The sequence below is a fragment of the Phenylobacterium sp. LjRoot225 genome (assembly GCF_964252855.1).
Lineage (GTDB): Bacteria > Pseudomonadota > Alphaproteobacteria > Caulobacterales > Caulobacteraceae > Phenylobacterium.
The window spans coordinates 136,725-156,225 of the sequence record NZ_CAXUPL020000002.1 but is presented as its reverse complement, the minus strand read 5'-3'; the positions used below and the strand labels follow the sequence as shown (position 1 = coordinate 156,225).

The window sequence follows — 19,501 nt, the reverse complement described above, 5'->3', positions numbered from 1 at the left end:
ATGTGCCGCGATGGCGACCCGCCCGCAATCCTGTCGCCGGTGACGCAAAACTGACCACCCCTTGAAGCGCGCTATTTTTTGCAACAGCTCGTTCCAATCATTGCGTTAGATCGCCCGGGCCTTTCAAATCATCTTGCATCAATGCTTGGCGGATTCGCGTGGGGTCCCGAGGGCGGCTGAGCGGGAGGCGGGCGTTGGAGGATCGTGGTCGGGAGGATCAACTCGTTCCACCCTCTGGTGAGGCCGGCTCCGCAGGAGCCCTGACGTTCGAACGCTTTTTCGGCCTGGCGGCGCGTGGCACGACCGTAAGGACGGAGGTGCTGGCGGGCGCCACCACCTTCGTCACCATGGCCTATATCGTCCTGGTCAACCCGGCGATCCTCGGCCAGGCCGGCATGCCCATCGCCGCGGTCGCCGCCGCCACCTGTTTCGCCGCCGGCGTGGCCTCGATCATGATGGGCCTCTTCGCCAACGCCCCCCTGGCCCTGGCGCCCGGAATGGGACTGAACGCCTATTTCAGCTTCACCGTCGTGCAGCAGATGGGCGTGCCCTGGCCGGTCGCGCTCGGCTGCGTCTTCCTGTCGGGCGTCGCCTTCCTCATCCTGACGCTCACCGGCGTGCGGCAGCTGATCGTGGCGGCGATCCCACCCCATCTCTTCGCGGCGGTCGCCGGCGGGATCGGGCTGTTCATCGGCTTCATCGGCCTGAAGAATGCGGGAATCATCGTCGCCAATCCGGCGACCTTCGTGGCGCTCGGCGATCTTCACGCGCCTGACGCCGCCCTGGCCCTCCTCGGCCTCGTCGTCATCGGCGCGCTCAGCGTCTGGAACGTGCGCGGCGCGATGCTGATCGGCATCGTCTTGACCACGATCGCCGCCGCGCTCGCCGGCCGCATCGACCTCAAGATCGCGCCGTATGACCTTTCGGCGCTTGGCGAGACCGCGTTCAAGCTGGACCTGGCCGGCGTCTTCGGCCTCGGCGGCAAGCACGGGCTGGGCCTGCTCGAGATCCTGTTCGTGTTTCTCTTCGTCGATCTCTTCGACAACCTCGGCACGCTGGTCGCCGTCACCAAGCGGGCCGGACTGATCGACGCGGTCGGGCGGATTCCCGGGCTCAACCGGATGCTGCTGACGGACGCCGCCGCGACCATGGTCGGCTCGCTCGCGGGGACCAGCACGGTCACCAGCTATGTGGAGAGCGCCGCCGGCGTCCAGGCCGGCGGCCGCACCGGCCTGACGGCCGTGGTGACCGGCCTGCTCTTCCTCGTCACCATGTTCGTCGCGCCCTATGCCCAGCTGGTGCCGATCGCCGCCACGGCGCCGGCGCTGATCATCGTCGGCGGCCTGATGCTGCTGCCCTTGACCGAGGTCGCCTGGGAAGACCCGCTCGCGGCGATCCCCGCCTTTCTCACCGTGGCGATGATCCCGCTGACCTTCTCGATCGCCAACGGCCTCGCCTTCGGCCTGACCGCGCATGCCGTGCTCAAGCTGATCCGCGGCCAGCTGGGGCGTCGCGACTGGCTGCTCCTCGTGCTGGCGAGCCTGTTCGTCCTGCGCTTCCTGTGGCTTTCGGGTGCGGGCTGATGCCCGGCGCGTCACGCCTCCACCCGGATGCCGCGGCGTCCCCAAGTGGCGGCGGCCGGGCGGTCGAACGGTGCCGGCTGCTCAGCCGGCCGCCTTACAGCGACACGCCTGAGGGGCTGTATCGCGCCTATTTGACGCCGGCCCACGCCGCGGCGCGCGACAAGCTCGCCGAATGGATGGCCGAGGCCGGGCTGGAGACCCGCGTCGATCCGGCGGGAAACCTGGTCGGGCGCTACCCCGCGTCGGCCGCGGCCGACGCTCCCGTTCTGCTCATCGGCAGCCATATCGACAGCGTCCGCGACGCCGGCGCCTTCGACGGGCCGCTGGGCGTCATGCTCGGCGTCGAATGCGTCGGCGCGCTCCATGCTCGAGGCCTGCGGCTTCCGTTCGCCATCGAGGTCATCGCTTTCGGCGACGAGGAGGGATCGCGTTTTCCCGCCGCCATGCTGACCAGCCGGGCGGTCGCGGGGACCCTGGATCCCCAGGAGCTCGACATCGGCGACGACCAGGGCGTGACCCTCGCCGACGCCCTCGCGGGCTTCGGGCTCGACAAGGACCGGTTCGCTTCGGCCCGCCGGCGCCAGGGCAGCGTCCTGGCCTATTTCGAGGCGCACATCGAGCAGGGCCCGACGCTGGAGGCGGAGGGCCTGGCCCTCGGGGTGGTGACGTCGATCGCCGGGCAGAGGCGCTTCAGCGTCACCCTGACCGGCGCGGCGGGTCATGCCGGGACCAGTTCGATGACGCTGCGCCGCGACGCCCTGGCCGCCGCCGCCGAGGCGGTGCTCGCCATCGAACGGATCGCGCGCGACGGCCCCGCCGACCTGGTGGCCACGGTGGGCCGGCTCGCCGTCGCGCCCGGCGCGGCCAATGTGATCCCCGGGCGGGTCGACTTCACCATCGACGTGCGCGCCGGCGGCGACGCCGACCGCGACGCGGCGGCGGGGCTTATCCTGGAGGCCCTCTCGGCCATCGCCGCGTCGCGCGCCGTTGGGCTGGAGGTCCAGGAGACCCATGTGCTCGCCGCCAGCCCGTGCGACCCGGCGCTGACCGATCGTCTGGCCGAGGCCGTCGCCGCGACCGGACAGGCTCCGCGCCGCCTGGTCAGCGGGGCGGGCCACGACGCCATGGTGATGGCCGCGCTCGCGCCCACCGCCATGCTGTTCATCCGCTGCGCCGGCGGGATCAGCCACAACCCGCTGGAGAGCGTCGACGTCGAGGACGCGGAGCGCTCGCTCCAGGCCATGCTGTTGTTCATCGAAGGGTTGGCCGCATGAGCCGTGACCTGGTCGGCTATGGCGCGACGCCGCCCGACGCCCGCTGGCCGAACGGCGCGCGGATCGCCGTGCAGTTCGTCATCAACTACGAGGAAGGCGCCGAGCGCAGCATCGAGCACGGCGACGCCGGGTCGGAGGCCTTCCTGTCGGAAATGGTCGGCGCGCCCAGCCACGCCGGCGCCCGGTCCATGGCGATGGAGAGCCTCTACGAATACGGCAGCCGCGCCGGCTTCTGGCGGCTGCACCGGCTGTTCAGCTCGCGCGGCGCCCCGGTGACGGTCTTCGGGGTGGCCGTGGCGCTGGCGACCAACCCAGAGGCGGTCGCCGCCATGCAGGCCGCCGACTGGGAGATCGCCAGCCACGGGCTGCGTTGGATCGACTATCAGGACGTGCCGGAAGCGGTCGAGCGGGCCCATGTCGCCCAGGCGATCGCCCTGCACACGCAGGTGACCGGGGCCCGGCCGCTGGGCTGGTATCAGGGGCGCACCAGCCCCAATACGGCGCGCATCGTCGCCGAGGAGGGCGGGTTCCTCTACGACGCCGACAGCTACGCCGACGATGTGCCCTACTACGACCGCCGGCACGGCCGCGCCCAGCTGATCGTCCCCTATACGCTGGACGTCAACGACATGAAGATGGTCGCCCTGAACGGCTTCACCGAGGGCGAGCAGTTCTTCCGCTACCTGCGCGACACCTTCGAGATGCTGCGCAGCGAGGGCGGCCGGATGATGTCGGTGGGCCTGCACGGGCGGGTCGCCGGACGGCCGGCCCGGGCGGCGGCGGTGGCCCGCTTCCTCGACCATGTGCAGGCCTGCCCTGACGCCTGGATCGCGCGCCGCATCGACATCGCGCGGCACTGGCTGGAGGCGCATCCCGCATGAGGCGCGATGAGATCATGGCCCTGCCCGAAGCCGAGTTTGTCGCGCGCCTGGGCTTCCTCTTCGAGCACAGTCCCTGGGTCGTGGAGCGCGCGGCCCGGCGCCGCCCCTTCGCCGATCTGCACGCCGGCCTGATGCAGGTGGTGGCCGAGGCCGCCGACGACGAACGGCTTGCGCTGGTCCGCGCCCACCCCGAGCTGGCCGGCAAGGCGGCGGTCGACCGCACGCTCACCGCCGCCTCCACCGCCGAACAGGCGTCCGCCGGGCTGGACCGGCTGACCCAGGCGGAATTCGACCGCTTTCACGCGCTCAACACCGCCTATCGCGAGCGGTTCGGGTTTCCGTTCGTGATCTGTGTGCGCAAGACCGACAAGGCCGGGATCCTCGCCGCCATGGAGCGCCGGCTGGCCCATGACCGCGAGGCCGAGCTCGCCGCCGCCCTCGCCGAGGTCGGCGAGATCGTGAAGCTCCGGCTGGAGGACCTTTCATGAGCGTGGCGGAACCCATCGGGCTTGCGGCCCTGGAGGCGGAGCTGACGCGGCAGCTCGCCCTGATCGGCCACGGCGGTCCCGACTGGACGCGGCCGCGCGCGCGCCCGGACGGCGCCGTCTACGACGTCGTCATCGTCGGCGGCGGCCAGAGCGGGCTCGCCGCCGCCTTTGGCCTGATGCGCGAGCGGATTTCCAACCTGCTGGTGATCGACGAGAATCCGGCGGGCTACGAGGGGCCGTGGGAGACCTACGCCCGGATGATCACCCTGCGGACTCCCAAGGGGCTCAATCCGATCGACTTCGGCGTACCGGCGCTCACCTACCGCGCCTGGTGGGAGGCGCAGCACGGGGCGCAAGGCTGGGAGGCGGTCGACAAGATCGCCCGCGGCGACTGGATGGCCTACCTGCGCTGGTACCGGCGGGTCCTGGCGCTGCCGGTCCGCAACGAGACGCGGCTCGAGCTGATCGAGCCCCTGGGCGGCGGGCTGCACCGGCTGCACCTCGCCGACGCCGCGCCGATCCTGACGCGCAAGGTGGTGCTCGCCACGGGCATCCAGGGCGGGGGCGAATGGCACGTTCCGCCGATGGTCGCCGAAGCCCTGCCCCGCGAGCTCTACGCCCACACCAGCGAGCCGATCGACTATGCGAGCCTGGCCGGCAAGCGCATCGGCATGCTGGGCGCGGGCGCCTCGGCCTTCGACAACGCCAACGCCGCGCTGGCCGCCGGCGTCGCCGCGGCGGAGATCTTCGTCCGGCGCAAGGCCCTGCCGCGGACCAACCCGATCCGGTTCATGGAGCGGGTCGGCTTCACCGGGCGCTATCCGGCGCTGGACGACGCGGCCAAGTACAAGGTGATGGCCTGCTTCCTGGGCCACAACCAGCCGCCGACCAACGACACCTTCGAGCGGGCCGCGGCGCGGCCGGGCTTCGCCCTGCACCTGGGCGCGCCCTGGCTCTCTATGGAGCGGCGCGACGGCGGCGTCCGCGTGACGACGCCGCACGGGGCGCATGATTTCGACTTCCTGGTGCTGTCGACCGGCCTGGTCAGCGACCCCGGCCTGCGGCCCGAGCTCCGGCAGGTGGCCGACAAGGTCGCGCGCTGGGCGGACCGGTTCACCCCGCCGCGAGGCCAGGCCAATGCGCTGATCGACGCCCACCCGTACCTGGGACCGGCCTTCGAGCTGCTCGGCCGGGACGACGGCGACGCCGAGGCGCTCCATGGCCTCTTCGCCTTCAACTATTCGGCCCTGATCAGCCTCGGTCTTTCGGCCGCCGCCCTCTCGGGCCTGAAGGCGGCCCTGCCGCGCCTCGTCCAGGGAGTCGCCGACCAGCTCTTCGTGGACGATCGCGAGGCGGTGCTCGCCGACTTCCTGGCGTATGATGAGGCCGAGTTCCTGGGGGAATGGCCGGCGCGGAAAAAGGAAACCGCCGCATGAGCAGCCTCTCCACCCACGTGCTGGATACGACCCACGGTCGCCCGGCCGAAGGCGTAACGCTGCGGCTGATGGCCGACGCCACGGTGCTGTTCGAGGGCGTCACCGACGCCGACGGACGATGCCGCGACCTGCCGGCGCTGGCGCCCGGCCGCTACCGGCTCGAGTTCGCGGTCGCCGCCTACTTCCGGGCCAAGGGCGTCGTGCTCAGCGATCCGCCCTTCCTCGACAGCATCCCGATCCATTTCGGGGTCGCCGAGACCGGCGCCCATTATCACGTGCCGCTGCTGGTCTCGCCCTATGGCTACTCGACCTACCGAGGGAGTTGAGATGACCAAGGACGCCTCGTCGGTCCGCTTCCTCCTGGACGACGAACTCATCGCGCTGGAGGACGTCGATCCGACCGCGACCCTGCTCGATCATCTGCGCGGCCGCCTGCGCCGGACCGGAACCAAGGAGGGCTGCGCGGAAGGCGACTGCGGCGCCTGCACCGTCCTGGTGGGCGAGCTGGCGGGGGAGGCTATCGCCTGGCGCGCCGTCAACGCCTGCATCCTGTTCCTGCCGATGCTGGACGGCCGGGCTCTGCTGACCGTGGAAAGTCTGTCCCGCACGGGCGAGCTCCATCCGCTGCAGGCCCTGATGGCGGAGAACGGCAGCTCCCAGTGCGGCTTCTGCACCCCCGGCTTCGTCATGTCGCTCTATGGCCGAAGCTGCGGCGCGATCGGCGGCGACCTGCCGGTGGCCGACGTGATCGCCGGCAATCTGTGCCGCTGCACCGGCTATGGCCCGATCCTCGCCGCCGGGGCCGCGTTCGAGCCTCGCCCGCGCGACGACGGCCCGCTCGTCGAGGCGCTGAAGGCGCTGCAGCGGTCCAAGGGCTCGCGTGGTCGCTTCGGAGACCGGCTCTGGTGGGCGCCGCGCACGGTCGAGGCGGTGGCCGAGATCCTCGCCGAGCACCCGGACGCGAGGCTGGTGGCCGGCGCGACGGACGTCGGCCTGTGGGTCACCAAGGGTCTGCGAACGCTCGAGAAGCTGGTGTTCCTGGCCGACGTGGCGCCGCTCAGTCAGATGGAGGAAGAGGCGGGCGGCCTGCGCCTCGGCGCCGCCGTTCGCTACGCCGACGCCCATCAGGCGCTCGGCCGCCTCCACCCCGACCTGGGCGAGCTGGTTCGACGGATCGGCGGCCTGCAGGTGCGCAACGCCGGGACGCTCGGCGGCAACATCGCCAACGGCTCGCCGATCGGCGACGGGCCGCCGCCTCTGATCGCGCTCGGCGCCGAGCTGACTTTGCGCAGCGTCGACGGCCGGCGAACCCTGCCGCTGGAGGACTATTTCCTCGACTACGGCAAACAGGACCGCCGTCCCGGCGAGTTCGTCGAGAGCGTCTGGATCCCGCACCCTGGGGCCGGCGACGTGATCCTGATGGCCAAGCTGTCGAAGCGGTTCGACAGCGACATCTCGGCGGTCTGCGGCGCCTTCGCCCTCTCGATCGAGGCCGGCGAAATCCGGACCGCCCGCATCGCCTTCGGCGGCATGGCCGCGACGCCGCGCCGGGCGCCGGCCTGTGAGGCCGCCCTGACCGGACAGCCGTTTTCCGTCGAGACGATCGAGCGCGCCGCCCAGGCGCTGCGCGCCGACTACGCGCCGCTCACCGATGTCCGCGGCTCGGCCGCCTATCGCCTGGAGTCCGCCGCCAATCTGCTGCGCCGCCTCTGGCGCCGCGAGCAGGGCGAGGCGGTCTCGGTCCTCGACGTGGTGATGGCCCATGGCTGACTCCACCCAGCACCCGGCGGCGGCGGAACGCTCGCGTCCGCACGACAGCGCCGTGCTGCACGTGACCGGCGCCGCCCTCTACGTCGACGACGTCGCCGAGCCGAAGGACCTGCTGCATCTCGCCTTCGGCCAGAGCCGCATGGCCCACGCCCGCATCGTCTCGATGGACCTCGCCGCCGTCCGCGCGGCGGAAGGAGTCGTGGCGGTCTTTACCGCGGCGGACATCCCCGGCGTCAACGACGTGAGCCCCGTCGCCGGCGACGACCGGCTGCTGGCCGACGGCGAGGTCGTCAATGTCGGCCAGCCGCTGTTCCTGGTCGCGGCCACGAGCCAGCTGGCCGCCCGCAAGGCCGCGCGCCTCGGCCAAATCGAGTACGAGGCGCGCCCGGCGCTCGTCACGATCGACCAGGCGGAAGCGGCGGACTCGCGCATCGAGCCGACGCAGCGCATGGCCCGCGGCGACGCGGCCGCAGCGCTGGCGGCCGCTCCGCAGCGGCTGTCCGGCGGCTTTGAGATGGGCGGGCAGGAACACTTCTACCTGGAGGGCCAGGCGTCCCTGGCCACCCCGATGGAGCAGGGGCAGGTCCACATCCTGGCTTCGACCCAGCATCCCAGCGAGGTGCAGCACCTGGCGGCGAAGCTGCTCGGCCTGACCCACGCCGACGTCACGGTGGAGGTCCGCCGGATGGGCGGCGCCTTCGGCGGAAAGGAGACCCAGGCGGCGGCGTTCGCGGTGGCCGCGGCCCTCGTCGCCAGCAAGACCGGCCGGCCGGCCAAGTTCAGGACCGACCGCGACGACGACATGGTGCTGACCGGTAAGCGCCACGACTTCCGAGTGCGCTTCGCCGTCGGCTTCGACGGGGACGGCCGCATCCTCGGCCTGAAGCTGGAGCTCGCCTCGCGGTGCGGCGCCACGGTCGACCTCTCGCCGGCGATCAACGACCGCGCCATGTTCCACGCGGACAATTGCTACTGGCTGCCCGACGTCGAGATCCTCTCGCAGCGGCTGAAGACCAATACGATCTCCGCCACCGCCTTCAGGGGCTTCGGCGGGCCGCAGGGGATGATCGCCATCGAGCGGGTGATCGACGCCGTCGCCGCCCGTCTCGGCCTCGACCCTCTGTCGGTGCGGCTGGCGAACCTCTATGGGCCGAAGCGCGACGTCACGCCCTACGGCATGACGGTCGCCGACAACATCGCTCCGGAGCTGATCGCCAGGCTCCGGACGGACGCGCGCTACGACGCGCGGCGGGCGGAGATCGCGGCCTTCAACGCCCGCAATGCGATCCTGAAGAAGGGAATCGCGCTCACCCCGGTGAAGTTCGGGATCAGCTTCACCACCACCCACCTCAACCAGGCCGGCGCGCTGGCGCTGGTCTATGCGGACGGCGCCATCCAGATCAATCACGGCGGCACGGAGATGGGGCAGGGCCTGATGATCAAGGTCGCCCAGGTCGTCGCCGACGTCTTCGCCGTCCCGGTCGAAGCCGTCCGGGTCACCTCGACGCGAACCGACAAGGTGCCGAACACCTCGGCGACCGCGGCCTCGTCCGGCGCCGACCTCAACGGCATGGCGGCGCATAATGCGGCCATGACCATCCGCGACCGGCTGACGGAGTTTGCAGCCCGCAGCTTCGGCTGCGCGCCGGCCGATGTCCGCTTCACCCCCGAAGGCGTGCTGGTCGGCGCCGAGCGGCTGTCCTTCGCGGAGCTCTGCCGCAAGGCGCACATGGGCCGGATCTCGCTGGCCTCCACCGGCTTCTACGCAACCCCCGACATCGCCTATGACCGCGCGGCGCACAGAGGGCGGCCCTTCTACTATTTCGCCTATGGGGCGGCGGTCTCGGAGGTGGTGATCGACACCCTCACCGGCGAGCATCGGGTGCTGGCGGTCGACATCCTGCACGACGTCGGCCGCTCCCTGAATCCGACCATCGACCTGGGCCAGATCGAGGGCGGCTTCCTCCAGGGACAGGGCTGGCTGACCACCGAGGAGATCGTGTTCGACGACGAGGGGCGGCTGCTCACCCATTCGCCCGCCACCTACAAGATCCCGACCGCGTCCGACCGTCCCGCGCATCTGAACATCAGCCTCTGGAAGGGCGAGAACGTCGAGCCGACCATCCATCGGTCGAAGGCGGTGGGCGAGCCGCCCTTCATGCTGGCGATCTCGGTCTTCTCGGCCCTGACCCAGGCGGTCGCCGCGGTGGCGCCGCAGCTGGGCGAGCTGCCCGAGCTCGATGCGCCGGCGACGCCCCAGCGCATCCTGGCCGCCGTCTCGGCGCGTCGGAGCCGGCGATGATCGACTGGCTGCAATGGCTCAGCGAGGCCGTCGGCGACGGGCCGGCCGCCATGGTCTCGGTGCTGGCGGCCGAGGGCTCGGCTCCGCGCGATGCGGGAACCCGGATGATCGTCACCGCCGAGCGCGCCCTTGGCACGATCGGCGGCGGCAACCTCGAATTCCGCGCCCTGGAACAGGCGCGGGCGATCCTGGGTCAGCCGCCGGGCAGCTGGCGCGTCCAAGACTATCCGCTTGGGCCCCTGCTCGGCCAGTGCTGCGGCGGGCGGGTGCGTCTGCTGGTCGAACATGTCGACGCCACGCGGTTGCACTGGATCGGCCAGGCGGCTGAAGGCCGCGCCCTGGTGACCACCCTGGCGCGCTCCCAGGTCGAGCGGCGCGTCGTCGACGAGATCACGCCGACGCTGCTGTCGGCCCGGGGGGAGGGACCACGCGAGGGCTCGAGCTTCACCGAGACCCTCGGCGGACGGCGCAGGCCCATCTATCTGTTCGGCGCCGGACACGTAGGACAGGCGATCGCCCGCCACGCCGTCAGCCTGCCCTTCCGCCTCGCCTGGTTCGACTCGCGCCCGGTGTTCGGCAGCATCGACGGCGTGACGATCGTCCCGGAAAAGGCGATGACGCAATGTCTCGCCGAGGCGCCGCCGCCGGCGGCGGTGGTGATCATGACCCACGACCATGCGCTGGATTTTCGGCTGACCGAGGCCGCGCTCAGCCGTGCGCCGTTCGCCTTCCTCGGTCTCATCGGCTCGGCCACCAAGCGCGCGCGCTTCCTGTCCCGGCTCGAGCGGGCGGGCGTCTCCGAAGCGGCGCGCGGGCGGCTGACCTGCCCGATCGGGCTGGAGGGCGTCATCGGCAAGGAGCCGGACGTCATCGCCATCGCCGTCCTCGCCCAGCTGCTGCAGCTGCCGAAAACGGACCTCGCCGCCGCGGCGGCCGAGGCTGAGATGCGCTGCGCCGTCGGCTGAGCCGCGTCAGAGGCTCGCCGCCTCGCCGCCTTCATCGATCGACGCCGGATAGCCCAGCTGCTGGAAGCTGTTCTCGATCTCCGTCAGCACGGCGCCGGCGGCGTGCGAGGGGGTCCGCGTCGAGGCGGTGCACAGGGCCAGGGTCATTGGGCGCAGGATGGAATCGGTGATCCGGGTGAAGCACAGCCGGCCGCTCCGCACCTCCGGAATCACGTCGAGCGAGGTCAGGATCCCGATGCCCACGCCTTGGGTCACGAGCGAGGTGATCATCTGGATGTGGTCGCAGCTCACCGCCTTGTCCATCACCACGCCGGTGACGCCTTCGAGCACGGCGATCTGTTGGCAAACCGCCAGCGGTTCGGCCGGCACGACCAGCTTCTCGTCGACGCAGGACGAAAAGCGGGCCTCTCGCTTCTGGCCGAGCGGATGGCCGGCCGGCGTGACGAAGCCGAGCACGACGTCGACGAAGGCGCGGACCGTGAGATCCTTGTAGGACTGGGGCTCGAAGAAGATCCCGAAATCCACGTCGCCCCGGGCGATCGCCAGGCGAACCTGGTCATTCTCTAGGACCTTGAGACCGATCGAAATCCCCGGATATTGGCTCTGGATAGACTGGATGATCCTGGGGATGTAGCCCTTGGCCAGGGCGTCGATGACGCCGATTTCGACGTGCCCGCGCTTGAGGCCGCGCAAGTCCTCGATCTGCGCCGTCACGTCGAGCAGGTTCTTCTGCCAGCGCCCTCCGGCGGCCATCAGGATCTCCCCGGCCGCCGTCAGCCGCAATCCGGTGGGCAAGCGCTCGAACAGGCGGATGCCGAGATCGGCCTCCACCCGCAGGACCTGCCGGTCGATCGCCGAGGCCGAGACGTTCAGTTCTTCCGCCGCCTTACGGATCGAACCCAGTTTTCCGACCACCATGAAGTAGCGCAGGAACCGGGAGAATGCGGGCATGGCTCGTGCGCTCTTTTTTGCAACTGTCCGTAGAATTCATTGCAATTGGTCGGACCCCATCACGCAGTTACCTTCCCCGGCGCAGTTTGCAAGTGGAGGTCGCGGGATGTTTCGGGGGCAGGTCGCGAGACTTTTTGGAGTGGCGTCTTTCTTGGCGATGACTGCCTCGATGGGCGGAGTCGCCGCGGCGGAGACGTCGGCCGCAGCCGCCGAAGAGACCTCTGCAAGTCAGGTCGGCGAGATCATCGTCACCGCGACGCGCCGGGCCGAACGCACGGTCGACGTTCCGGTCGCGGTCTCCGTCCTGGAAGGCCAGAAGCTGGCGGTTCTGAACTCCAGCGGCGCAGACATCCGCTTCCTATCGGGACGGGTGCCCAGCCTGCTCGCCGAATCGTCGTTCGGCCGCACCTTCCCGCGGTTCTACATCCGCGGCCTCGGCAACACCGACTTCTCCGCGGACGCCGCCCAGCCGGTCTCGGTGGTCTATGACAACGTCGCGCTCGAAAGCCCCTTCCTGAAAGCCTTCCCGGCCTTCGACTTGGAAAACGTCGAGGTGCTCAAGGGGCCTCAAGGCACCCTGTTCGGCCGCAACACGCCCGCGGGCGTCATCCGGCTGACCTCCGCCAAGCCCACGGACTACTACTCCGGGCATGGGAGCATCTCCTGGGGCACCTACAATACGGTCAACAGCGAGGTCGCCGTCAGCGGTCCGATCACCGACAAGCTTCGCTTCCGTGTCTCCGGCCTGCTGCAACGTCGCGACGACTGGGTGAAGAACGACTACACGGCCACGATGTTCGAGGACGAGTTCGAGGGGTATCGCGACCTCGCCGGCCGGGCGCAGCTCGAATACGAAGACGGCCCGATGGACATCCTGCTGAATGTCCACGCGCGGCAGCTGCGCGGGTCGGCGCGAATGTTCCGGGCGAACGTCATCGAGCCCGGGACCAACCACTTCACCGACGCCTTCGACGTCGAGCACGTCGCCCAGAACGGCTCCAATCCGCAGCGGCTCGACAGTGTCGGCGCCAACCTGCAGATCAGCTACAAGTTCGACGGCGCAGGCTCCTTTTACTGGGTGACTGGCTACGAGCGGGTCAAGGTCTACTCCCGCGGCGACATCGACGGCGGCTTCGGCGCCTCCTTCGCGCCGCCGTTCGGCCCTGGCTTCATCCCCTTCCCGGTGGAGACCGGCGGGTCCAACAAGCCCGAAGAGTTCACCCAGGAGCTCCGCTTCGCCTCCGAGAAGTTCAACGACTTCAGCTACCAGGTGGGCGCCTACTTCTTCGACCAGAACCTCGACGGCACCGGCGGCAGCTGGAATCTCGCCGGCGCCTTCGCCCCGGGCAGCAGCAGCCACCTCGACAACAGGACCTACGCCCTGTTCGGATCGGTGGAATATACGCCCACCGACAACCTGATCCTGCGTGGCGGCCTGCGCTGGTCGCACGACAAGAAAAAGAGCTTTCTCTACAACGGCCCCGATGCGGCGAGCTCCACCGCCCTCGTGATCGGCGAGGCCGAAGGGTCGAAGTGGTCCTGGGACGCCAGCGCGACCTACAAGCTCACCCCTGACTACAGCGTCTACGGGCGCATCGCTCACGGCTACTTGGGCGCGGCGATCAAGAACGACATCACCGCCGGCGTCTCGACGATCGCCAAGCCCCAGACCACCACCTCCTATGAGGTCGGGTTCAAGGGACAGCAGCGCGGCCTGTTCAGCTATGCGGCCGACATCTACTACTTCGACACCAAGGACATCCAGCTGACGGCGGTAGGCGGCGGATCGAACGTCACCCGGTTGCTCAACGCCAAGAAGGCGGAGGGTTACGGCGTCGAGGGCGAGTTCACCTTCACGCCGATCGAGCGGCTCGTGCTCAGCGCCGGCGGCAGCTACAACCACACCAAGCTCAAGGATCCGGATCTTCGCGTGGCGCCATGCGGCGGTGGCTGCACGGTCACCGACCCGGTCGACGCATCCGGCCTGGCCTCGATCAACGGCAATCCCCTGCCGCAGGCGCCCAAGTGGATCTTCAACTTCACCGCGGGCTACGCCATCCCGGTCGGGGAGCAGAAGGAGCTGTTCGCCTATACGGACTGGGCCTACCGCAGCAAGGTCAACTTCTTCCTCTACGAGTCGATCGAATTCACCGGCCGTTCGTCGCTGGAGGGCGGCCTGCGGCTCGGCTATCGCGACCTGGCGAAGAAGTGGGAGGTGGCGGCCTTCGCCCGCAACATCACCAACCAGATCCGCGCGGTCTCGGCGATCGACTTCAACAACCTGACCGCCATGGTCAACGAGCCGCGGATCATCGGCGGCGAATTCAAGATCAGCTACTGACGCCGCCGGATCACCGCCCGACAAGACCGGTCCGTCCGACCAACATCTTGTGACGGATGCTTGAGGGGCGATTGGTGACGATGACGTCGATCGGCCTAGAGCGTGACAGCCGCAAGTGGATGCCGGTTGCGGCGGCCGTCACGCTCTAAACTCTTGAAGATTGAGCCTTCCCGGTTCAGGTGATTCCACCTGAACCGGACAAGAAGGGTCTAGCCGAGAGGAACGCGCGGCAGCGGCTCGGGCCTTCGATCGGCCGTGTGATCGAGCGCGCCAGCGGCGGTGACCCGCGTCGGTCGCCACCATCGCCCCGGCGTGGCGCTTCCTGGAACAAGGCCGGGCCGCGTCCTGAGGCGCATAGGCGACCAGCCTCCGCGCGCCGGCGAGGCGCCGGTCGCGGTCAATGGTCAGCACGAGCTTCGGTGGGCGCAGACAAGGCTCTGCGCGACCGCCGCTTCAACGCCTTTTATCCGAACCTGGGCCTCGGCAGGGACGTGACCGCAACAATGGCCCGCCAGCTCGCCCGCCAGCAGCGCCTGTGCTCTTTTTTGCAACGGTCTGTGGAATTCATTGCATTTGGTCGGACCCCATCACGCAGTTACCTTCCCCGGCGCAGCTTGCAAGTGGGGGATATTTCTATGTTTCGGGGGTGTGCGGAGGGACTGCGTGGTCCGTCTGTTTCTAATCATGCAACAGTGTCCGCCACAGCGCGGCGCGACGGCTTGCGCAGACCGCTTCTCGCGATCGCGGCGAGCTTGCTCTCTTGTACGGCGCTGACGTCGCCCGCATGGGCCCTTGACCCGGCCGAGTCCCGTGAGGTGGATGAGATCGTCGTGACGGGCGCGCTCAACGCGCTGCCGAACAAGGACGTCGGAACCGTCTTTGGCTTCAACAAGACCTTGGTGGAGACGCCGCGCTCGGCGTCGACGATCAGCAGCGAACAGATCGAGCGTTTCGGCGTCACCGACATCTACGATCTCGTCGCGCAGGCGCCCGGCACCTTCACCAACTCGTTCTTCGGCGTCGGCGGCGCCCTCGATATTCGCGGCACGCCGGGCGAGGTCTATTTCAGGGGCGTCCGCCGGCTCGACAACCCCGGCAACTATCCGACGCCCATCGGCGCGTCGGACCGGATCGACATCGTGCGGGGTCCGGCCTCGCCGATCTTCGGCCCGTCAAAGACCGGCGGCTACATGAACTTCGTGCCCAAGTCGGCGCGCGTGAAAGGCGGCGCGCTCCTGCCCCAGGCCGAAGGGGAGATCAGCTACACCCGCGGAAGCTGGGACAAGAACGTCCTGAACGCCCAGGTGCGCGGGCCGGCCAAGGTCCTGGGGGCCGAAGTCGGCTACAGCCTCTACGCCGAGATCGAGGACTCGGGCAGCTACTATCGCAATATGTCGACCGAGCAGACGATCCTGCAGGGCGCGTTCGACAGCCAGCTGACCAACAACCTGCGCATCGAATTTGGCGGGATGTATCAGGACTTCGACGGCCAGCAGAACGGCGGCTGGAACCGCCTGACGCAGGCGCTGGTCGATCGCGGAACCTATATCACGGGCACAGCCCAGCTGCTCGACACCAGCGGTGATGGCCAGATTTCCCCGGCCGAGTTCAATGCCGTCGGCGGCTTCTCGCCGTTCGGCACCTTCGCATGCGGCGGCGGCAGCGCCTTCGCCTCCTCCTTCACCGACGCCTGCTTCGCGTCGACCTATCCTTATCTCGCCCTGCAAAACACCGGAACGACGACGCTGAGCCGCAAGGACGTCCTGACCGGCAAGAACGACCTCCTGACCAACACAGCCAAGACGCTATACTTTGATACGATTTTCAACTCGGATGGCGGGTTGGAAATAAAGAATCAGCTGTTCTACGACGGGTACAAGAATCGTAACGAGAACGCTTATGGATTCTCTCAGTTCCACGATTCCTGGGCTGTGGAAGACAAAATCGTCATTTCGAAGACTTTCGAGAACTCGATCGGTAGATTCTCAACTCAGCTGTCGCCATCCATTCGTTACACGAAATTCTTGCATGGCGATGACTTCAACTATGAGTATTTTCATCGCGTTGACCTGACGCAAGGGTACACGCCGCTGTCGGATCGTCTTCTTTCGACCGAATGCGACTGCAACTACGCAAACTATGTGAAGGGCCACTATACCGATCTGGGGCTTGCCGCCCTGGTCGATCTCGATTTCAACTTCGGTCTCGATCTGGTTCTCGGCGGACGCTACGACAGCATCCGCGCCAAATCGAGCACCGACCCGACCAAGCTGGAATCCGGCGCCGATGTGTCTGCGAAGGACACCGACGGCGCGTGGTCCTGGTCGGCGAGCGCCTCCTACAAGCTGCCCTTCGGCCTCATCCCCTATGTGACGGCCTCGCGGCAATCGACGGTCGTCGCCGGGCAGGGCGCCGAGATCGATCCTAACAATCTGAGCGCAGGCGCCTGGATCGCGGCGTCCAAGCTCTATGAGGGCGGCATCAAGGGCAGCTTCCTCGACAACAGGCTGTACACCGCGCTTTCGGTCTATAAGCAGAAGCGAACCGACTACAGCGTCCAGTCGATCACTGTGAACCAGGCGGTGGAGACCAAGGGGCTGGAGGCCGAGTTCCGCTGGTCTGTCAACGAGCACTTCCTGATTACGGGGGCCTACACCAAGACGAAGGTCTACAACCTGACCGGTCTCGCGGACGGCGTGATGTTCAGCTTCTTCGGCATCGAAGACCTGAAGAACGTCTCCGATCCGACGCTCTATCTGGGGGGCCAGCCGATCGGCCTGTTGCTCACCCCCGACAAGAGCTCGGTCCGGCGCGCCGGCATTCCGGAGAATCTCTATTCGCTGACCGGCACCTATTCGTTCGACAACGGCATCGCGCTCAGCGGCAGCCTGGTCAAGGCGGACTCGGTCTATTCGGGCCAGTCTCGGGCGGTGAAGCTGCCGGCGTATACGCTGGTCGACCTTGGCGCGTCGTACGAAAAGAATAGCTGGCTATTCCGTTTCGTCGTGAAGAACGCGACCGATGAAAAATATTTCCGAGCCAACTTTACCGAGTTGTTCGGCAGCACCATCGTGCTTCCTGAAAGGCCGCGTAGCTATCAAGCTACCATTGTCTACAAATTCTGAGGCCCCTCGAAACTGGCGGAGCGGAATGTTTTCCGTTCCGCCTTTTTTCTCGATGACGGAATGAGTTTTATCATGCGTTTCCTGATGCACGGCGCAGTCTTGGCGATCGCCGGCCTGTGCGCCGTCGCGCCAGCCGCCGCGCGCGCCGCGGCGCCGATGGAAGTCCGGGTGGTGGTGGTCACCGCCTTCGAGATCGGCGAGGACACCGGTGACAAGCCCGGCGAGTTTCAGGCCTGGGCGAGCGTCCTGCCGCAGCGCCTGGCCTTTCCGGCCGGCGCGCGCGACCTGCGCTATGATCCCAAGACCGGCGTGCTGGCGATCAACACAGGCATGGGCACCAACCGGGCGGCGACCTCGGTCATGGCGCTCGGGGCCGATCCTCGCTTCGACCTTCGCCACGCCTACTGGCTGGTGGCGGCCATCGCCGGGGTGAATCCGAATACGGCTTCGGTCGGGTCCGCCGCCTGGATCGGTTCGGTGGTCGACACCGACTACGGTTACGAGATCGACTCGCGGGAGATTCCGGCCGGCTGGCCCACCGGGCGCATCCCGCTCGGCCGCATCAAGCCCTACGAGACCCCCGTCCCGAACGACGACGACGGGGCGATCTTCCCGCTCAACACCGGCCTGCGCGACTGGGCCTTCGGCCTGACCCAAGGCGTTGTCCTGCCGGATTCGCCGAGCTTGCAAGCCCAGCGCGCGCCCTACGTCGGCGACCCGGAGGCGCAGAAGCCGCCGCAGGTGATGATCGGCGACGAGGCCACCGGCCAGACCTTCTGGCACGGCGAGCTGATGAACCAGTACGCCGAGCAGTGGACCGCCTACTGGACCGGCGGCAAGGGGCGTTTCGTCATGACCGCCATGGAGGACAGCGGCGTGGTGCGCGCCGTGCAGGTGCTGCAGAAGCTGGGCCGGGCGGACCCCGCCCGCGTCCTGGTCCTTCGCACAGGCTCCAACTACAGCGCCCCGCCGCCCGGCGTGGACGCGGCCGCCAGCCTGGCCCACGAGAACTCGGGCCTGTCGGCCATGTCCGCGGCGCTCGACGCCGCCTACGCCGTGGGCCGTCCCGTGGTCGACGAGCTCAGCGGACGATGGGACCTCTACCGGGACCGAATTCCCGGCGCCCGCGAGGCCCTGACTCAGCGCAGCTCGCCGGCGTCATGACGGCGCAGCCAAAGACGGGGTTTTCCATGAGGTTCGTCCGCAAGAAACGGCTGGGGTGCGTCCTGGCTGGCGCCGCCCTGCTGGCGCTGGCGATCCAGGCGACGGCCAGCGCGAAGGAGCCGCCGGTCCCGGCGCTGCCGGCCGTCACGCCGATCCCCGTCAAGGTGATCGTGGTGGCGAACTTCGAGCCCGGCGAGGACATGGGCGACGCTCCGGGCGAGTTCCAGCTCTGGGCCGAACGCGAGAAGCTGACCGAGGTCATCCCGTTCCGGGGCGGCCTGCAGCCCCTGCGCCGCAACGCCGACGGTCTCTATGGCGTCCGGTGGGGAAGCCCCGACTCCCTGATGGGCGGCGTCGCCGAACAGCTGATGAGCCTGCTGCTCGACCCGCGCTTCGACTTCACCAAGACCTACTGGCTGTTCACCGGGATCTCGGGGGCCGACCCTGAAGTCGCCTCGGTGGGAAGCGCGGCCTGGGCGCGGTGGGTCGTCCAAGGCGACACCCTGCGGGAGTTCGACGACCGGGAAGTGCCGAAGGACTGGCCCTACGGCCTGTTCGCCATCGGCGCCAAGGCGCCCAACAAGCTGCCCGACAATCCGGACAGCTTCGCCGGCATGACAGACGCCGGTAAGCTCAACATGGCGCTGAAGCTCAATCCGGGCCTCGCCCGATGGGCCTTCGACATGACCAAGGACACGCCCATCCCGGATAGTCCGGAGCTGCAGAAGGCGCGGGCGGCCTGGAAGGGCTTCCCCAACGCCCAGCGGCCGCCGTTCGTCCTGATGGGCGAGACCCTGGGGGCGCTGCGCTACTGGCACGGGCCGTCGCGAACCCAGTGGGCGCGCGACTGGGTGAAGCTGTGGACCGGCGGGCAGGGCGTGTTCGCCATGACCAATATGGAAAGCCAGTCGCTGGCCGGGACGATGATGATCGCCTCCAAGCAGGGCCTGGTCGACATGAACCGCGTCCTGGTGCTCAGGACGGCGAGCAATCCCTCCACCCCGCCGCCCGGCCTGACCGCAGTCGAGAGCGTCGGCGACGAAGGCCCGGGCCAGCTGGTGGCCTATGAATCGAACTACCGCGTGGGCGCGCCGGTCGTCCATGAGTTGCTGAAGAACTGGGGCCGCTACAGGGACGCCGTCCCAGGCGCCGCCCATGAGCGCTAGGTTAAGGACCCCGACCTCGTCTCACCCCCACCGTCATTCCCGGCCTTGTGCCGGG

General features: G+C 68.6%; 14 protein-coding genes. 13 read left to right on the top strand and 1 reads right to left on the bottom strand.

The window, feature by feature from the left end; genetic code table 11:
- Positions 1 to 317: 317 nt before the first annotated feature.
- Genes ACSQ2B_RS11040 through xdhC form a run of 9 tightly spaced genes read left to right on the top strand, consistent with a single transcriptional unit; the run spans position 318 to position 10,699 of the window.
- A complete protein-coding gene (locus ACSQ2B_RS11040; RefSeq protein ID WP_436049827.1) occupies positions 318 to 1,583 on the top strand; it encodes an NCS2 family permease in 1,266 nt (421 codons plus the stop codon).
- A complete protein-coding gene (locus ACSQ2B_RS11035) occupies positions 1,583 to 2,857 on the top strand; it encodes an allantoate amidohydrolase (protein WP_436049826.1) in 1,275 nt (424 codons plus the stop codon). Before ACSQ2B_RS11040 ends, ACSQ2B_RS11035 begins: the two co-directional genes overlap by 1 nt.
- Positions 2,854 to 3,738: an allantoinase PuuE gene (gene puuE / locus ACSQ2B_RS11030; protein ID WP_436049825.1), complete on the top strand. Its 885-nt coding sequence runs from the start codon at positions 2,854 to 2,856 to the stop codon at positions 3,736 to 3,738. The genes ACSQ2B_RS11035 and puuE overlap by 4 nt, the downstream gene beginning before the upstream one ends.
- Positions 3,735 to 4,226, top strand: a complete 492-nt coding sequence (gene uraD, locus ACSQ2B_RS11025) for a 2-oxo-4-hydroxy-4-carboxy-5-ureidoimidazoline decarboxylase (RefSeq protein ID WP_436049824.1) — start codon at positions 3,735 to 3,737, stop codon at positions 4,224 to 4,226. The genes puuE and uraD overlap by 4 nt, the downstream gene beginning before the upstream one ends.
- Positions 4,223 to 5,662: an FAD/NAD(P)-binding protein gene (locus ACSQ2B_RS11020; protein WP_436049823.1), complete on the top strand. Its 1,440-nt coding sequence runs from the start codon at positions 4,223 to 4,225 to the stop codon at positions 5,660 to 5,662. Before uraD ends, ACSQ2B_RS11020 begins: the two co-directional genes overlap by 4 nt.
- Positions 5,659 to 5,988 (top strand): hydroxyisourate hydrolase, encoded by a 330-nt coding sequence (gene uraH, locus ACSQ2B_RS11015; protein ID WP_436049822.1) that lies wholly within the window; start codon positions 5,659 to 5,661, stop codon positions 5,986 to 5,988. Before ACSQ2B_RS11020 ends, uraH begins: the two co-directional genes overlap by 4 nt.
- Before the next feature lies 1 nt (position 5,989).
- Positions 5,990 to 7,432 (top strand): xanthine dehydrogenase small subunit, encoded by a 1,443-nt coding sequence (gene xdhA / locus ACSQ2B_RS11010; RefSeq protein WP_436049821.1) that lies wholly within the window; start codon positions 5,990 to 5,992, stop codon positions 7,430 to 7,432.
- Positions 7,425 to 9,734, top strand: coding sequence for a xanthine dehydrogenase molybdopterin binding subunit (gene xdhB, locus ACSQ2B_RS11005; RefSeq protein WP_436049820.1), 2,310 nt, complete (start codon positions 7,425 to 7,427; stop codon positions 9,732 to 9,734). Before xdhA ends, xdhB begins: the two co-directional genes overlap by 8 nt.
- Positions 9,731 to 10,699: a xanthine dehydrogenase accessory protein XdhC gene (gene xdhC / locus ACSQ2B_RS11000; protein ID WP_436049819.1), complete on the top strand. Its 969-nt coding sequence runs from the start codon at positions 9,731 to 9,733 to the stop codon at positions 10,697 to 10,699. Before xdhB ends, xdhC begins: the two co-directional genes overlap by 4 nt.
- Positions 10,700 to 10,705: 6 nt before the next feature.
- On the opposite strand, the gene ACSQ2B_RS10995 is transcribed toward xdhC, so the two are convergent.
- Entirely contained in the window at positions 10,706 to 11,650 is a 945-nt protein-coding gene (locus ACSQ2B_RS10995) for a LysR family transcriptional regulator (protein WP_436049818.1), read from the bottom strand.
- 157 nt (positions 11,651 to 11,807) lie between these two features.
- On the opposite strand from ACSQ2B_RS10995, the gene ACSQ2B_RS10990 reads away from it, so the two are divergent.
- The 4 genes from ACSQ2B_RS10990 to ACSQ2B_RS10975 all read left to right on the top strand — a co-directional run bounded on the left by ACSQ2B_RS10990 (position 11,808) and on the right by ACSQ2B_RS10975 (position 19,446).
- Entirely contained in the window at positions 11,808 to 13,991 is a 2,184-nt protein-coding gene (locus tag ACSQ2B_RS10990) for a TonB-dependent receptor (protein ID WP_436051006.1), read from the top strand.
- A 419-nt stretch (positions 13,992 to 14,410) separates the two neighbouring features.
- Positions 14,411 to 17,116: a TonB-dependent siderophore receptor gene (locus ACSQ2B_RS10985; protein ID WP_436049816.1), complete on the top strand. Its 2,706-nt coding sequence runs from the start codon at positions 14,411 to 14,413 to the stop codon at positions 17,114 to 17,116.
- 72 nt (positions 17,117 to 17,188) lie between these two features.
- The gene (locus ACSQ2B_RS10980; protein ID WP_436049815.1) at positions 17,189 to 18,280 is read left to right on the top strand and encodes a purine nucleoside permease; all 1,092 of its coding nucleotides are present in this window, start codon (positions 17,189 to 17,191) and stop codon (positions 18,278 to 18,280) included.
- Between the two features lie 26 nt (positions 18,281 to 18,306).
- The gene (locus tag ACSQ2B_RS10975) at positions 18,307 to 19,446 is read left to right on the top strand and encodes a purine nucleoside permease (protein WP_436049814.1); all 1,140 of its coding nucleotides are present in this window, start codon (positions 18,307 to 18,309) and stop codon (positions 19,444 to 19,446) included.
- The last annotated feature ends 55 nt before the right edge of the window (positions 19,447 to 19,501 follow it).

Coding starts and splice junctions, on each gene's coding strand:
- ACSQ2B_RS11035 (WP_436049826.1), top strand. CDS start 1,583: ATGCCCGGCGCGTCACGCCTCCACCCGGATGCCGCGGCGTCCCCAAGT.
- puuE (WP_436049825.1), top strand. CDS start 2,854: ATGAGCCGTGACCTGGTCGGCTATGGCGCGACGCCGCCCGACGCCCGC.
- uraD (WP_436049824.1), top strand. CDS start 3,735: ATGAGGCGCGATGAGATCATGGCCCTGCCCGAAGCCGAGTTTGTCGCG.
- ACSQ2B_RS11020 (WP_436049823.1), top strand. CDS start 4,223: ATGAGCGTGGCGGAACCCATCGGGCTTGCGGCCCTGGAGGCGGAGCTG.
- uraH (WP_436049822.1), top strand. CDS start 5,659: ATGAGCAGCCTCTCCACCCACGTGCTGGATACGACCCACGGTCGCCCG.
- xdhA (WP_436049821.1), top strand. CDS start 5,990: ATGACCAAGGACGCCTCGTCGGTCCGCTTCCTCCTGGACGACGAACTC.
- xdhB (WP_436049820.1), top strand. CDS start 7,425: ATGGCTGACTCCACCCAGCACCCGGCGGCGGCGGAACGCTCGCGTCCG.
- xdhC (WP_436049819.1), top strand. CDS start 9,731: ATGATCGACTGGCTGCAATGGCTCAGCGAGGCCGTCGGCGACGGGCCG.
- ACSQ2B_RS10995 (WP_436049818.1), bottom strand. CDS start 11,650: ATGCCCGCATTCTCCCGGTTCCTGCGCTACTTCATGGTGGTCGGAAAA.
- ACSQ2B_RS10990 (WP_436051006.1), top strand. CDS start 11,808: ATGACTGCCTCGATGGGCGGAGTCGCCGCGGCGGAGACGTCGGCCGCA.
- ACSQ2B_RS10980 (WP_436049815.1), top strand. CDS start 17,189: ATGCGTTTCCTGATGCACGGCGCAGTCTTGGCGATCGCCGGCCTGTGC.
- ACSQ2B_RS10975 (WP_436049814.1), top strand. CDS start 18,307: ATGAGGTTCGTCCGCAAGAAACGGCTGGGGTGCGTCCTGGCTGGCGCC.